Source organism: Kosakonia sp. R1.Fl, from assembly GCF_023516815.1.
Classification (GTDB): domain Bacteria; phylum Pseudomonadota; class Gammaproteobacteria; order Enterobacterales; family Enterobacteriaceae; genus Kosakonia.
The window spans coordinates 2,794,942-2,809,642 of record NZ_JAMGSQ010000001.1 but is presented as its reverse complement, the minus strand read 5'-3'; the positions used below and the strand labels follow the sequence as shown (position 1 = coordinate 2,809,642).

The 14,701-nt window shown below is 52.6% G+C and carries 13 protein-coding genes, 4 tRNA genes and 3 other RNA genes; 14 read left to right on the top strand and 6 right to left on the bottom strand.

Annotated elements, in window-relative coordinates; genetic code table 11:
• Nucleotides 1-22: 22 nt before the first annotated feature.
• Nucleotides 23-1,438 carry a glutamate--tRNA ligase gene (gltX, locus tag M8Q36_RS13190; RefSeq protein ID WP_249881178.1) on the bottom strand — a complete coding sequence of 472 codons (1,416 nt, stop codon included), beginning with the start codon at nucleotides 1,436-1,438 and terminating at the stop codon, nucleotides 23-25.
• 256 nt (nucleotides 1,439-1,694) lie between these two features.
• On the opposite strand from gltX, the gene M8Q36_RS13185 reads away from it, so the two are divergent.
• The 8 genes from M8Q36_RS13185 (at nucleotide 1,695) to M8Q36_RS13150 (ending at nucleotide 3,444) form a co-directional block, all read left to right on the top strand.
• A tRNA-Val gene (locus M8Q36_RS13185) sits at nucleotides 1,695-1,770 on the top strand.
• Between the two features lie 41 nt (nucleotides 1,771-1,811).
• Nucleotides 1,812-1,887: transfer RNA gene (locus M8Q36_RS13180), tRNA-Val, on the top strand.
• A gap of 41 nt (nucleotides 1,888-1,928) precedes the next feature.
• Nucleotides 1,929-2,004, top strand: a tRNA-Val gene (locus M8Q36_RS13175).
• Nucleotides 2,005-2,008: 4 nt separating this feature from the next.
• Nucleotides 2,009-2,084, top strand: a tRNA-Lys gene (locus tag M8Q36_RS13170).
• 24 nt (nucleotides 2,085-2,108) lie between these two features.
• Nucleotides 2,109-2,240, top strand: a non-coding RNA gene (locus tag M8Q36_RS13165) — RtT sRNA.
• A gap of 94 nt (nucleotides 2,241-2,334) precedes the next feature.
• A non-coding RNA gene (locus tag M8Q36_RS13160) (RtT sRNA) lies at nucleotides 2,335-2,470 on the top strand.
• Between the two features lie 94 nt (nucleotides 2,471-2,564).
• Nucleotides 2,565-2,700: non-coding RNA, RtT sRNA (locus M8Q36_RS13155), on the top strand.
• 396 nt (nucleotides 2,701-3,096) lie between these two features.
• Entirely contained in the window at nucleotides 3,097-3,444 is a 348-nt protein-coding gene (locus tag M8Q36_RS13150; RefSeq protein ID WP_020454643.1) for a FlxA-like family protein, read from the top strand.
• Here M8Q36_RS13150 and M8Q36_RS13145 read toward each other — a convergent pair.
• Nucleotides 3,435-4,364 (bottom strand): LysR family transcriptional regulator, encoded by a 930-nt coding sequence (locus M8Q36_RS13145; protein WP_249881177.1) that lies wholly within the window; start codon nucleotides 4,362-4,364, stop codon nucleotides 3,435-3,437. The two genes, M8Q36_RS13150 and M8Q36_RS13145, sit on opposite strands and share 10 nt — an antisense overlap.
• An 89-nt stretch (nucleotides 4,365-4,453) precedes the next feature.
• Between M8Q36_RS13145 and M8Q36_RS13140 the strand changes: the two genes are divergently transcribed.
• Nucleotides 4,454-5,443, top strand: coding sequence for a bile acid:sodium symporter family protein (locus tag M8Q36_RS13140; protein WP_249881176.1), 990 nt, complete (start codon nucleotides 4,454-4,456; stop codon nucleotides 5,441-5,443).
• Here M8Q36_RS13140 and M8Q36_RS13135 read toward each other — a convergent pair.
• The 3 genes from M8Q36_RS13135 to zipA all read right to left on the bottom strand — a co-directional run bounded on the left by M8Q36_RS13135 (nucleotide 5,440) and on the right by zipA (nucleotide 8,731).
• Nucleotides 5,440-5,655, bottom strand: a complete 216-nt coding sequence (locus M8Q36_RS13135) for a DUF3820 family protein (protein WP_020454646.1) — start codon at nucleotides 5,653-5,655, stop codon at nucleotides 5,440-5,442. The two genes, M8Q36_RS13140 and M8Q36_RS13135, sit on opposite strands and share 4 nt — an antisense overlap.
• Nucleotides 5,656-7,674 (bottom strand): NAD-dependent DNA ligase LigA, encoded by a 2,019-nt coding sequence (ligA, locus tag M8Q36_RS13130; RefSeq protein ID WP_249881175.1) that lies wholly within the window; start codon nucleotides 7,672-7,674, stop codon nucleotides 5,656-5,658.
• Nucleotides 7,675-7,744: 70 nt separating this feature from the next.
• A complete protein-coding gene (gene zipA / locus M8Q36_RS13125) occupies nucleotides 7,745-8,731 on the bottom strand; it encodes a cell division protein ZipA (protein ID WP_249881174.1) in 987 nt (328 codons plus the stop codon).
• Nucleotides 8,732-8,957: 226 nt separating this feature from the next.
• Between zipA and cysZ the strand changes: the two genes are divergently transcribed.
• From cysZ to crr, 5 genes are all read left to right on the top strand, one after another.
• Nucleotides 8,958-9,719: a sulfate transporter CysZ gene (gene cysZ, locus M8Q36_RS13120; protein WP_249881173.1), complete on the top strand. Its 762-nt coding sequence runs from the start codon at nucleotides 8,958-8,960 to the stop codon at nucleotides 9,717-9,719.
• Between the two features lie 140 nt (nucleotides 9,720-9,859).
• Entirely contained in the window at nucleotides 9,860-10,831 is a 972-nt protein-coding gene (gene cysK, locus M8Q36_RS13115) for a cysteine synthase A (RefSeq protein WP_017458913.1), read from the top strand.
• Nucleotides 10,832-11,214: 383 nt separating this feature from the next.
• Nucleotides 11,215-11,472 (top strand): phosphocarrier protein Hpr, encoded by a 258-nt coding sequence (ptsH, locus tag M8Q36_RS13110; protein WP_007370907.1) that lies wholly within the window; start codon nucleotides 11,215-11,217, stop codon nucleotides 11,470-11,472.
• Nucleotides 11,473-11,522: 50 nt separating this feature from the next.
• Nucleotides 11,523-13,250, top strand: coding sequence for a phosphoenolpyruvate-protein phosphotransferase PtsI (gene ptsI / locus M8Q36_RS13105; RefSeq protein ID WP_249881172.1), 1,728 nt, complete (start codon nucleotides 11,523-11,525; stop codon nucleotides 13,248-13,250).
• Nucleotides 13,251-13,289: 39 nt separating this feature from the next.
• Entirely contained in the window at nucleotides 13,290-13,799 is a 510-nt protein-coding gene (gene crr / locus M8Q36_RS13100) for a PTS glucose transporter subunit IIA (RefSeq protein WP_017458915.1), read from the top strand.
• A 45-nt stretch (nucleotides 13,800-13,844) separates the two neighbouring features.
• Here crr and pdxK read toward each other — a convergent pair whose 3' ends face one another.
• The gene (gene pdxK / locus M8Q36_RS13095; protein WP_249881171.1) at nucleotides 13,845-14,684 is read right to left on the bottom strand and encodes a pyridoxine/pyridoxal/pyridoxamine kinase; all 840 of its coding nucleotides are present in this window, start codon (nucleotides 14,682-14,684) and stop codon (nucleotides 13,845-13,847) included.
• Between the last annotated feature and the right edge of the window lie 17 nt (nucleotides 14,685-14,701).

The following is a 14,701-nucleotide window of genomic DNA, read 5'->3' as shown; positions in this document are numbered from 1 at the left end:
TTTTATTTACAGCAGGTAAAACTTACTGCTGGCTTTCACGCTCAGCAATAAAACCCAGCGCTTTATTGATCCGCGCGATGCTGCGCGCCTGGCCAATGGCGTGAACGGTGACATCCAGCGCCGGAGACTGACCCGCGCCGGTCACGGCAACGCGCAGCGGCATACCCACTTTACCCATGCCCACTTCCAGCTCATCGGCAGTCGCCTGAATCGCGTGGTGAACGTTTTCCGCCGTCCAGTCGGTGATAGCAGCCAGTTTGTCACGCACCACTTCCAGCGGCTGACGCGCAACCGGACGCAGGTGTTTTTTCGCCGCATCGGCATCGAATTCATCAAACTCTTCATAGAAATAACGGCAGCTTGCCGCCATCTCTTTCAGTGTTTTGCAACGCTCGCCGAGCAGCTTCACTAACTCAAACAACTGCGGGCCAGTATGGGTGTCGATGTTTTCCTGCTCAATGTGCCACTGCAGGTGCGTCGCCACATACTCGGGATCCAGCGTATTGATGTAGTGATGGTTCAGCCACAGCAACTTGTCGGTGTTGAACGCGCTCGCCGATTTACTCACCGCGCCGAGAGAGAACAGCTTGATCATCTCTTCACGGGAGAAGATCTCCTGATCGCCGCTCGACCAGCCCAGGCGCACCAGATAGTTAAGCAGCGCTTCCGGCAGGTAACCGTCGTCGCGATACTGCATTACGCTGACCGCGCCATGGCGTTTGGAGAGTTTTTTACCGTCGTCGCCGTTAATCATCGACACGTGCGCGTAAACCGGAACCGGCGCGTTCAGCGCTTTCAGGATGTTGATCTGACGCGGTGTATTGTTGATATGGTCTTCACCACGGATAACGTGGGTGATTTCCATATCCCAGTCATCAACCACAACGCAGAAGTTATAGGTCGGTGAACCATCAGTACGGCGGATGATCAGATCGTCGAGTTCGAGGTTGCTGAACTCAATCGGGCCGCGAATCTGGTCGTCAAAAATAACAGAACCATCCTGCGGGTTGGCAAAACGCACGACGCACGGCTCGTCATCAGCATGGTGCGAATGATCGTGGCGGCAACGACCGTCATAACGTGGTTTTTCATTATTTGCCATCTGCGTTTCGCGCAGCTGCTCAAGGCGTTCTTTCGAGCAGTAGCATTTGTAGGCGGTACCGGCTTTGAGCATTTCATCGATGACCGCGTTGTAGCGATCAAAGCGTTTAGTCTGGAAGTACGGGCCTTCGTCCCACTCCAGGTTCAGCCAGTTCATGCCATCCATGATGGCTTCAATTGCTTCCGGAGTGGAGCGCTCAAGATCGGTGTCTTCAATACGCAGCACAAACTCACCGCCGTGATTACGTGCAAATAGCCAGGAGTAAAGAGCAGTGCGCGCGCCGCCAACGTGCAGGTAGCCGGTGGGGCTTGGCGCGAAGCGAGTTTTGATTTTCATGAAATGGCCTTACGTTTATAAAGATGCCGACCGTCGGCAATAGCGAAAATGAAAGTGGGCGATATTCTATCACTGTGGGCTGATTCCTCAATGTTGTTGCCGCAATGAGGGGGTTATCAGGCTATTTTGTTTAGAAATCATGCTCTCGCGACGCTTTACGCAGCGGTTTGTCTAATTTTACGACGAACGAACAATTTCTTTTGAAAATGCGTTGACTCATTTTCAACTCTCCCTATAATGCGACTCCACACAGCGGGGGTGATTAGCTCAGCTGGGAGAGCACCTCCCTTACAAGGAGGGGGTCGGCGGTTCGATCCCGTCATCACCCACCACGATTTTTGTGGCTTCCGCAGTGTAGATAAGAATGAGAAGTGGGTGATTAGCTCAGCTGGGAGAGCACCTCCCTTACAAGGAGGGGGTCGGCGGTTCGATCCCGTCATCACCCACCACTTTCTCGCCAGCGAATTCTTATCAGTTGAAGTACCGAAGTGGGTGATTAGCTCAGCTGGGAGAGCACCTCCCTTACAAGGAGGGGGTCGGCGGTTCGATCCCGTCATCACCCACCACTTCGGGTCGTTAGCTCAGTTGGTAGAGCAGTTGACTTTTAATCAATTGGTCGCAGGTTCGAATCCTGCACGACCCACCAATGTAAAAAAGCGCCCTAAAGGCGCTTTTTTGCTATCTGCGATATTCAAAGATTCGAACCTGCAGCAGGTTCGAGTCGAACGTAGTGAGACAACGGAGCCGCTTGCGGCGACGACCCGAAGGGCGAGCGAAGCGAGTCATCCTGCACGACCCACCAATGTAAAAAAGCGCCCTAAAGGCGCTTTTTTGCTATCTGCGATATTCAAAGATTCGACAAAATTGTCGGGAACAATTTTGAACAACGCGCAGCGTTGGCCCGTAGGGCGAGTCTCAGGATGAGACGAGTAACTCTGCAGCAGGTTCGAGTCGAACGTAGTGAGACAACGGAGCCGCTTGCGGCGACGACCCGAAGGGCGAGCGAAGCGAGTCATCCTGCACGACCCACCAATGTAAAAAAGCGCCCTAAAGGCGCTTTTTTGCTATCTGCGATATTCAAAGATTCGACAAAATTGTCGGGAACAATTTTGAACAACGCGCAGCGTTGGCCCGTAGGGCGAGTCTCAGGATGAGACGAGTAACTCTGCAGCAGGTTCGAGTTGAGCGCAGCGAAACAACGGAGCCGCTTGCGGCGACGACCCGAAGGGCGAGCGAAGCGAGTCATCCTGCACGACCCACCAATGTAAAAAAGCGCCCTAAAGGCGCTTTTTTGCTTTCTGCTATTCACCATTCTCCAGCCCTGTTCCAGCCGTCAGTTGAAATCCATTGATTACCAACCCGCGCAATTCCAGTTATGTGACCAGTAAATCGATGAATTTTTCCCGCCGAACAATTTACTTTAAAGCAGCATACAAACGATTAAATCCACGTTAAGCCAGCTAAAAAAACCACCCCGACCACAATGTGAAAACGAATAAAATTTCAGTATTTTCAATAAGTAAAAACGGTAACGCTTATCCATAATTTATCCTTAATGTCCCGCTATGATGCCCGCCGAACGGCCATTCGATTAAGACAATTCAAGAAATAGATGATGTCGGCCGATAACCATGTTTTATGGCAAAAAGGAGTGTGCAATGACCACAATTTCGACAACTACAGCGTCAATTCAAACGGGTAGCGCGGGTAGTTCATCGTCTACCGGCAACGATACCGCTTCGCAAATCAGCCGCATTACTCAGAAGATCACCAAGCTGACGCAGCAGCTGAAAGAAATCGCTAACGGGAGCGGTTCGACGGAAGACAAGAAGAAACAGCAAGAGATGATTCAGACTGAAATCCAGCAACTGCAAGCGCAGCTGGCGCAACTGCAGCGCAAACAGGCTGAGGAAGCAGAGCAGAAACAAGCCCAGCAGCACCCGCAAACGAAAGCGGAAGGTGTTAACAAACCTTCCGACGATCATCAGATTGATATTTACGTCTGAGTAAATAACGGATCGTCCTCACGGGCCTGGTTTAAACACCGGGCCTGTTCTCTGACAACTTCCCACAATGCCTGCGCCGCCCCTGAGAGAGACCTGTTTTTTCGTCGCACCAGCATAATTTTGCGCTGCATATCCGGCACCAGCCGTTTTACCGCCAGCTCGCTTCCCTGCGGCAGCGGCAAGGCGAGTGCGGGCAGAATGCTTATACCGATCCCCGCTTCAACCATCGGAAACAGGGTTGCCGGGTGGCCAATCTCCTGCACGATTGTTGCGCGTACGGCGAAATGGCGCAGCGCCGCATCGATAAGCGGTCGGCTACCAGACGCGTAATCCTGCACTACTAATCTCGCACCATCCAGCGCCGACCAAGGCACCTCAGCAAGCTGTGCCCACGGATGATCGCTGCGACACAGCAAAAAGAATGGCTCCTCAAGGATCTCTTCGCTCTCAAAATCGTTCACCGGGCCAGGATCGATAACAATGCCAAAATCCACCTCGCCCTGGCGAATGCTCTCCAGCACCCATTGCTGCGGCCTGTCGTGCAACACAAAATCAATTTCCGGATAACGCTGGTTGCTGCTGGCGATGCATTGCGGGATCAGATGTGCCGAAATGGTCTGGCTCGCCGCCACGCGCACCGTGCCAGTCAGCTGCTGACCGACACGCCCGGCTTCACGTAGCGTGCTGCTAAGCTCATCTAACAGTCGTTCGAGGCGTCCGGCCAGTTGATGCCCGGCTTCGGTCAGCACCACTTCGCGGGTGGTACGGTCGAGTAAGCGGACACCGGTTTGCAGTTCCAGCTCTTTCACGCTGTGGCTTACCGCAGACTGGCTGAGGCCGATTATCTCCCCTGCCCGGCTAAAACTCTTGGCTTGCGCCACCGTGACGAAGACACGTAACTGACGTAAGGAATAATTCATCTTATAAATTCATGAATGGATGCAATAAATCAATTTTATTTCTCAAAACAGAAAAAGCACAATAGCGGCATCGACTTTCAGGAGTGCACATGAAACTTTTTCGTATCCTTGATCCTTTTACGCTCACGCTGGTATGTACCGTTTTGCTGGCCTCTTTCTTCCCGGCGCGCGGCGGTTTTGTGCCGTTTTTCGAAGGGCTGACCACCGCCGCGATTGCACTGTTGTTTTTTATGCACGGCGCAAAACTGTCACGCGAGGCGATCATCGCTGGTGGTAGCCACTGGCGTTTACACCTTTGGGTAATGTGCAGCACGTTTGTGCTTTTCCCGGCGCTCGGCGTGCTGTTTGTCTGGTGGTCGCCGGTGAATGTCAGCCAGGAGCTGTATACCGGTTTTCTGTATTTGTGCATTCTGCCTGCGACCGTCCAATCGGCAATAGCCTTTACCTCGCTGGCGGGCGGTAATGTCGCGGCGGCGGTTTGCTCGGCATCGGCCTCCAGCTTACTCGGCATCTTCCTGTCGCCGCTGCTGGTTGGCCTGCTGATGGATCTGCACGGCGCAGAAGGCAGCCTTGAGCAAGTGGGCAAGATCATGCTGCAACTGCTGCTGCCGTTTGTGCTGGGGCATCTTTCCCGCCCGTGGACCGGCGCTTTTGTGGCAAAGCATAAGAAATGGATTTCAAAAACCGACCAGACGTCGATTCTGCTGGTAGTTTATTCCGCCTTTAGCGAAGCGGTGGTGAACGGCATCTGGCACAAAGTGGGCATCGGTTCGCTGCTGTTTATCGTGGTGGCGAGCCTGGTGTTGCTGGCGATTGTCATCGTAGTGAACGTAGTGGTGGCACGGAAATGTGGCTTCAACAAAGCCGATGAAATCACTATTGTTTTCTGCGGTTCAAAAAAGAGCCTCGCCAACGGTATTCCTATGGCTAACATCCTGTTCCCGACGTCGGTGATTGGCATGATGGTGCTGCCGCTGATGATCTTCCATCAGATCCAGTTGATGGTCTGCGCCGTGCTGGCGCGCCGTTATAAACGTCAAACGGAGCAACAGCAGGCGCAGGACGCGGCGAAAGCCTAATTGCGTTTCAGGGGCTGCACCAGATGGCTCAGCCCTTCCGTTTTGATCAGTAACGTTATCTGCATCAACTCGCCCAGCCGCCCGGCGGGAAACGAATCCTTCCGGGCAAACCACAGCAGATACTCTTCGGGCAGATCGATAAGCCGCCGCCCCTGATATTTACCAAACGGCATGAGCGTATTTGCAATCTCGACCAACTGTTCCTTTTCCATTTACGCTCCCAGCAGGCGCATCATCTCAGCTTCGTCGATAACCTCTATACCCAGTTCTTGCGCTTTCGCAAGCTTAGAGCCTGCGGCTTCCCCGGCAATCACCAGATCCGTTTTCTTCGACACGCTGCCCGCCACTTTTGCCCCTAAGGCGGTTAAACGTGCTTTGGCGTCATCGCGCGAAAGCTGGCTCAGGCTACCGGTCAGCACGATGGTTTTCCCGGCAAATGGGCTGTCGATCTCTTCAGCCTTGACGACAACCGGCGCAGGCCAGTGAATGCCAACATCCTCAACTAACTGGCGGATAACCTCGCGGTTGCTCTCTTCATTGAAGAAGTTGTCCACATGCTTCGCGACCACAACCCCGACATCAGGCACTTTTTGCAGCTCGTCAACGCTTGCGGCCATCAGCGCCTCCAGCGTACCAAAGTAAGCCGCCAGACCGGCGGCCGTGGCTTCGCCAACCTCGCGGATACCGAGCGCGTAGAGGAAACGGGCAAAGGTCGTCTCTTTGGCTTTCTCCAGCGCATTGACCACATTTTGCGCCGATTTAGGCCCCATACGATCAAGCCCCGTCAGCTTACCGGCCGTCAGGCGGAATAAGTCTGCCGGCGTGTGGACGTACTCTTTTTCAACCAGTTGGTCGATTATCTTGTCGCCCATGCCATCCACATCCATCGCGCGACGGGAGACAAAATGCTTCAGCGACTCTTTACGCTGCGCACCGCAGATTAACCCACCGGTACAGCGGGCAACAGCTTCGCCTTCAACACGTTCAACATCGGAACCACACACCGGGCAGTGCGTCGGAAAAAGCACTTCACGGGTTTCTTGCGGACGCTCGGAAAGCACCACATTGACCACCTGCGGGATCACATCACCGGCGCGGCGAATCACTACTTTGTCGCCAATACGCAGACCCAGACGGTCGATTTCATCGGCGTTGTGCAGTGTTGCGTTGCTGACCAGCACCCCGGCAACGTGTACCGGCTCAAGCCTGGCGACAGGCGTAATTGCGCCGGTTCGCCCGACCTGGAATTCCACATCGCGAACAAAGGTCATCTGCTCCTGCGCCGGGAATTTAAAGGCGACAGCCCAGCGCGGCGCGCGGGCGACAAAGCCCAACTGTTCCTGTAAATCGAGCGAGTCGACCTTAATCACCACGCCGTCAATATCAAAACCGAGCGTGGGGCGATCGGCTTCAACCTGGTGATAGAAAGCCAGCACCTCTTCCGGCGTGTTGCAAAGGCGGATGCGGTCACTTACCGGCAGCCCCCAGGCTTTGAACTGCTGCAAGCGGCCCAGATGGCTGCGCGGCAGCTCGCCGCCTTCGAGAATGCCGATGCCATAGCAGAAGAAGGTCAGCGGGCGTTTGGCGGTGATACGCGGATCGAGCTGGCGCAATGAACCTGCGGCTGCATTGCGCGGGTTGGCAAAGACTTTCGCACCGGTACGACGCGCATCTTCGTTGATTTTTTCAAAACCCGATTGCGGCAAAAACACTTCACCACGCACTTCGAGGCGGGCGGGAATATTGTCACCGTGCAGCTTGAGCGGGATGGCGCGGATAGTGCGCACGTTAGTGGTGATATCCTCTCCGGTGGTGCCATCGCCGCGCGTTGCCGCACGCATCAGCACACCGTTTTCGTAGAGAATACTCACCGCCAGGCCATCCAGCTTTAGCTCGCAGCAGTAGGTAAGCGCGTCGGTGCTTTTCAGCCTGTCCTGCACACGTTTGTTAAAAGCGAGAAAACTCTCTTCGTCAAACACGTTGTCCAGCGACAACATCGGCACTTCATGGCGTATCTGGCTAAAAGCGGTAAGCGGCGCTGCGCCAACACGCTGCGTTGGCGAATCCGGCGTGACTAAATCAGGGCGCTGCGCTTCGAGCTCACGCAGTTCACGCATCAAACGATCGTACTCGGCGTCCGGGATCTCCGGCGCGTCCATAACGTGGTACAGATATTCATGATGGCGAAGGCTGGTTCGCAGTTCTGTCAGTTGTTGTTCAATTGAGTCCATATCGCACCATCAATGATAAAAAACCCCCGACTGGCGGGGGTTCTGGAAGGAAATAATGTTCGTGGTCCCGTTACGCGTTGGCGTCTTTGACCTCGCGAATACGATCCTGGTATTCACGTAATTTCTGCGGGGTCATCATCCGACGCTGATCGTCCAGCACCACACCACCAACTTCATCGGCGATATGCTGTGCGGATTGCAGCATCAGTTTAAAGTTTTGCAACTCGTCGCCATAGGAAGGCACCTGCATAAAGATGGTGACGCCAGGCGTTGCCATCTCGCTCATCGTATCGACATCAAACGTGCCGGGATTGACCATATTGGCCAGGCTGAAAAGCGCCGGGCCACTGCCGTCCGGGCTAAGATGACGATGAAAAATGCTCATATCGCCGAATTTAAACCCGGCCTGCAAAATGCTGTTCAGCAGCACTTCGCCATTCAACGTGCTGCCATGGTGTGCAGCAACGTTCATGATAATCACGGTTTCTTTGCGCTGCGGTTTTTCCACCGGCGCTTCGACAACCGGTTCAGGTTCCGGCTGAGGTGCGGGCTGCGCAATTTCAGGTTGCGATTGATACTGCGGCGCAGGCTGCTGAGGTGCCACTTGCTGTTGTGGCGCTACAGGCTGTTGCGGCGCGTGACGCACCGGCTGCGTTTCAAAGGCAGGTGCTTGCGCTGGGCGCTCCGGCTGCTGCTGGGAATAAGGCTGCTGCGCGTGGTGCGGTGGCTCTGCGGGTTGAACCGGCGGTGCCGACGGGCGTGGTTGTGCCGACGCATAAGGCGGCTGATATTGGTGCTGACGCGGCGCGTCCTGCTCGTTACTGGCTGCCGGCGCGTGATTCACTTTATGAACACGCACTTCACCTACGCCTTCGTCTTCTTCGACATCCTCGTCATCCAACTCGTCGTCGTCACGTCTCGACTTCATACGTTTTAATGGGCGATCCCGGAACATGGACGAACGTTCTTTGCGACTGGTCCAAAACCCATGAACCAGCAAAGCAATTATGGCGATCGCGCCAACAATGATTAATATCAGACGCAAATCCTGCATCATTATATTCTCTGTTGTTCTAACACCTTGCCACCACGGCAAACATTTACTCACTAAGAGTATTTGCCCATTACGTCAAGTGCAAGTGCGCGCGTGTCTTTCGCAGCATAAAGATGAACGAAATTGTGCTTTTTGCTGTTTTTTCGAACATTTCCGAACGGGTTTCCCCCGTCTGATGAATATTATAAGCTGCAGTTTTCGGTCGTCATGAAAGGAGTATGGCCAGATTATGGTTTCATCATCCCCGTCTGTTGCTCGCAGCGGCATGTTTTACTTTTCCCAGGGCTGGAAACTGGTCACACTGCCAGGCATTCGTCGCTTTGTGATCTTGCCGTTAATGGTGAATATTTTGCTGATGGGCGGCGCGTTCTGGTGGCTATTTACCCGCCTGGATAGTTGGATCCCTTCGCTGATGAGCCATGTGCCGGACTGGCTGCAATGGCTGAGCTATTTACTGTGGCCAATTGCCGTTGTCTCAATTCTGTTGGTCTTCGGCTACTTCTTCTCAACCCTTGCGAACTGGATTGCCGCTCCCTTTAATGGCTTGCTGGCAGAACAGCTGGAAGCACGCCTTACCGGTGCGACACCGCCCGACGTCGGCGTTTTTGGGCTGCTAAAAGATGTACCGCGTATCATGAAGCGCGAATGGCAAAAACTGGCCTGGTATCTGCCCCGCGCCCTGCTGCTGCTGGTACTTTATTTTATTCCCGGTATTGGGCAAACCGTCGCCCCGGTGCTGTGGTTCCTGTTCAGTGCGTGGATGCTGGCTATCCAGTATTGCGACTATCCGTTTGATAACCATAAGGTGCCGTTTAAAGCGATGCGCGTTTCCTTGCGCGAACGCAAGGTTATTAATATGCAATTCGGTGCGCTCACCAGCCTGTTTACGATGATTCCGGTGTTGAACCTGGTCGTGATGCCCGTAGCGGTGTGTGGCGCAACGGCGATGTGGGTCGATTGCTACCGGGAAAAACACGCGGTTTGGCGATAAGGATTTATTCCGTTTCTTATTCCATACTGATTAGCATTATTTCACCCTAGCATATAGATATGCGATTTCCTTACTTCCCCAACAACAGTAAGTGCGTATGCTGAGGTGGTTCCCAAATTTCATACAGTTAAGGACGGGCTATGAGTAAGATTTTTGAAGACAACTCGTTGACGATTGGTCATACGCCGCTGGTTCGACTGAACCGCATCGGTAACGGCCGCATTCTGGCGAAGGTCGAATCACGTAACCCAAGCTTCAGCGTAAAATGCCGTATCGGTGCCAATATGATTTGGGATGCCGAAAAACGCGGGGTGCTGAAACCGGGCGTAGAACTGGTTGAACCAACCAGTGGTAACACCGGGATCGCACTGGCCTATGTCGCCGCTGCGCGCGGCTACAAACTGACGCTGACCATGCCGGAAACCATGAGTATCGAACGCCGTAAGCTGCTGAAGGCATTAGGCGCGAACCTGGTACTGACGGAAGGCGCAAAAGGCATGAAAGGCGCTATCCAGAAAGCAGAAGAAATTGTCGCCAGCGATCCGGCGAAATTCCTGCTGTTGCAGCAATTCAGTAATCCGGCTAACCCGGAAATCCATGAAAAAACCACCGGCCCGGAAATCTGGGAAGACACCGATGGCCAGGTTGATGTATTTATCTCCGGCGTGGGCACTGGCGGTACGCTGACTGGCGTAACGCGTTATATCAAAAATACCAAAGGCAAAACTGACCTGATCACCGTCGCGGTAGAGCCAACGGATTCTCCGGTTATTTCCCAGGCACTGGCAGGCGAAGAGCTGAAGCCTGGTCCGCACAAAATTCAGGGCATCGGCGCGGGTTTTATTCCCGGCAACCTGGATTTGAAACTGATCGATAAAGTTGTCAAAATCACCAACGAAGAAGCCATCAGCACCGCGCGTCGTCTGATGGAAGAGGAAGGTATTCTGGCGGGTATCTCTTCAGGTGCAGCCGTCGCGGCAGCGCTGAAATTGCAAGAAGACGAAACCTTTACCAATAAGAATATCGTGGTCATTTTGCCTTCTTCTGGCGAGCGTTATTTGAGCACCGCGTTGTTTGCCGATCTGTTTACTGAAAAAGAATTGCAACAGTGATGCCAGATTGTTAAATCAGCACAAAAAAGCACCGATTGCGGTGCTTTTTTGTGGCATATATCAAATTTTTGTCCTACCTGGCATTGCCTGAAACCTCCTGGTCTGGTATTTAACCATCACATTTATTTTGATGCGCGAAATTAATCGAAGGCAAGATTTCACCAAGCTGAATCGATTTTATGATTTGGTTCAATTCTGCCTTTCGCTGCATAATGTTTAATGACGAGCGAAACGTCAGCAGCCAGAAGCGCCAGCGTTTGGTTGCGCCAGGCAGGCTTCTGTAGTTTGTCCCGTTGCGCCGGCGCTAACAATACAGGCTAAAGTCATGCCGCCAGGCTAGACTTTAGTTCCACAACACTAAACCTATAAGTTGGGGAAATACAATGTTCCAGCAAGAAGTTACCATTACCGCTCCGAACGGTCTGCATACCCGCCCTGCTGCTCAGTTTGTTAAAGAAGCAAAAGGCTTCTCTTCTGAAATCACTGTGACTTCTAACGGCAAAAGCGCTAGCGCGAAAAGCCTGTTCAAACTGCAAACTTTGGGCCTGACTCAAGGTACTGTTGTGACGTTGACCGCTGAAGGCGAAGACGAGCAAAAAGCGGTTGAGCATCTGGTTAAACTGATGGCAGAACTTGAGTAAGTTTTACTTACGGGTTCTTTTCAAGATCAGTCACAAGTAAAGGTAGGGTTATGATTTCAGGCATTTTAGCATCCCCGGGTATCGCTTTCGGCAAAGCACTGCTGCTGAAAGAAGACGAGATCGTCATCGACCGGAAGAAAATTTCTGCCGACAAGGTTGACCAGGAAGTTGAGCGTTTCCTGAGCGGTCGTGCCAAAGCATCGGCACAGCTGGAAGCAATCAAAACGAAAGCGGGTGAAACTTTCGGTGAAGAAAAAGAAGCCATCTTCGAAGGGCATATTATGCTGCTGGAAGATGAGGAGCTGGAGCAGGAAATCATAGCCCTGATTAAAGATAAGAACATGACTGCCGATGCGGCAGCGCATGAAGTTATCGAAGGTCAGGCTACAGCCCTGGAAGAGCTGGATGATGAATACCTGAAAGAACGTGCTGCTGACGTACGTGACATCGGTAAGCGTCTACTGCGCAACATTCTGGGTATGCCGATTATCGATCTGAGCGCAATTCAGGAAGAAGTGATTCTGGTTGCGGCCGATCTGACACCGTCAGAAACTGCCCAGTTGAACCTGAAAAAAGTGCTTGGTTTTATCACTGACATCGGTGGTCGTACTTCCCACACGTCTATCATGGCGCGCTCCCTTGAGTTGCCAGCGATCGTGGGCACCGGTAGCGTCACCACTCAGGTTAAAAATGGCGATTATCTGATCCTCGATGCGGTTAACAACAAAGTCTACGTTAACCCGAGTGACGAAGAGATTGAGACACTGCGCGCGGCACAAACTCAGGTTGCTGAAGAAAAAGCCGAACTGGCGAAACTGAAAGATCTGCCGGCGATCACCCTTGATGGTCACCAGGTGGAAGTGTGCGCCAACATCGGTACCGTTCGCGATATCGCGGGCGCTGAGCGCAATGGCGCTGAAGGTGTTGGTCTGTACCGTACCGAATTCCTGTTCATGGATCGCGACGCCCTGCCGACTGAAGAAGAGCAGTTTGAAGCCTACAAAGCGGTGGCAGAAGCCTGCGGTTCTCAGGCAGTTATCGTCCGTACCATGGACATTGGCGGCGACAAAGAGCTGCCTTACATGAATTTTCCGAAAGAAGAGAACCCGTTCCTGGGCTGGCGTGCTGTACGTATTGCGATGGATCGTAAAGAGATCCTGCGCGATCAGGTACGCGCTATTCTGCGCGCTTCCGCTTTCGGTAAACTGCGAATTATGTTCCCGATGATCATCTCTGTCGAAGAAGTGCGCGCACTGAAGAAAGAGATTGAGATCTACAAACAAGAATTGCGTAACGAAGGCAAGGCGTTTGACGAGAGCATTGAAATTGGCGTGATGGTGGAAACTCCTGCTGCCGCGACAATTGCCCGCCATCTGGCGAAAGAAGTTGATTTCTTTAGTATCGGTACCAATGATTTGACGCAGTACACCCTGGCGGTTGACCGTGGTAATGATATGATTTCACATCTTTACCAGCCGATGTCACCGTCTGTACTCACCCTGATCAAGCAAGTTATTGATGCTTCTCATGCGGAAGGCAAATGGACTGGCATGTGTGGTGAGCTTGCTGGCGACGAACGTGCTACACTTCTGTTGCTGGGGATGGGTCTGGATGAATTCAGTATGAGCGCCATTTCTATCCCGCGCATTAAGAAGATTATTCGTAACACAAACTTCGAAGATGCGAAGGTGTTAGCAGAGCAGGCTCTTGCTCAACCGACAACGGACGAGTTAATGACGCTGGTTAACAAGTTCATTGAAGAAAAAACAATCTGCTAATCCACGAGATGCGCCCAAATTACTGCTTAGGAGAAGATCATGGGTTTTTTCGATAAACTGAAATCTTTGGTTTCTGATGATAAAAAAGACACCGGAACCATTGAGATTATTGCCCCGCTTTCTGGCGAAATCGTCAACATTGAAGATGTACCGGATGTTGTATTCGCTGAGAAAATCGTTGGTGATGGCATTGCTATCAAACCGACCGGTAACAAAATGGTAGCCCCGGTTGATGGTACTATCGGCAAAATCTTTGAAACCAACCATGCCTTCTCTATCGAATCCGATAGTGGCATTGAACTGTTTGTTCACTTCGGTATCGACACCGTTGAACTGAAAGGTGAAGGTTTCAAACGCATCGCAGAAGAAGGCCAGCGCGTAAAAGTTGGCGATCCGGTAATCGAATTTGATCTGCCGCTGCTGGAAGAGAAAGCCAAGTCAACCCTGACGCCGGTGGTTATCTCCAACATGGACGAAATCAAAGAGCTTATCAAACTTTCTGGTAGCGTAACCGTGGGCGAAACCCCGGTGATCCGCATCAAAAAGTAATGCGTAATGCATAAAAGAATGGCGCCGAAAGGCGCCATTTTTACTTTACTGCGGCGGTAAAATCAGCTCGTCATAGCCTTTTTCCAGCGTATATCCCATCACTTCTACGACCCGATCGCCCGCAGCCTGTATCGCCATATCAAGCGCTTTTCCCTGAACAATGCTGCTCACCAGTTCAGAACAAAACAGATCGCCAGTGCCTTTGAGATCTGTCGCCACACGCGGATAACCACTCACATGAACCGCATCAGCGGTAACCAGTACCACGTGAATGTGCTCACCTTGCTGCTCAACCGGCGCACTGGTGATCGCCACCCAATGCAGCGATTCCGATAACAGGCCTTTTGCTGCCTCAATAGCACTTTGCAAATCCCGGCATGGCTGACCACTCAGCACTTCCAGCTCGAACACATTTGGCGTGATACCCTGCGCCAGTGGCAGCAGATGTTCACAATATGCCTGCGGAATTTCTGGTTTAACGTAGATGCCGCTATCGGTATCGCCGATCACCGGATCAACCAGAATTAGCAATTGCGGATGTTTTTCCCGCAACACAGTGAGCCACTGTGCCAGCAGTTTTATCTGGCTGGCACTGCCCATATAACCGGTCGTGACAGCTTTAACGCTGCGCAAAACATCACGCTCTTCCAGCGCTTTTAAATAGCCGCTAAACCACTCGTCGGGAATGACGCCGCCGTAAAAGGTGTCATAGTGCGGCGTGTTGCTGAACAGCACCGTCGGCACGGCCAGTACATTCAAATGGTGCTGGCGAATATTCGGTACCGCTATACTGTTGCCCACGCTCCCGTAGACAACTTGTGATTGTACGGCAACAATATCAGCCTGCTGCGCCCGGGTCTTATCCCTGAACAGGATCATCTCCATTAGCTCTCCTTAACGGG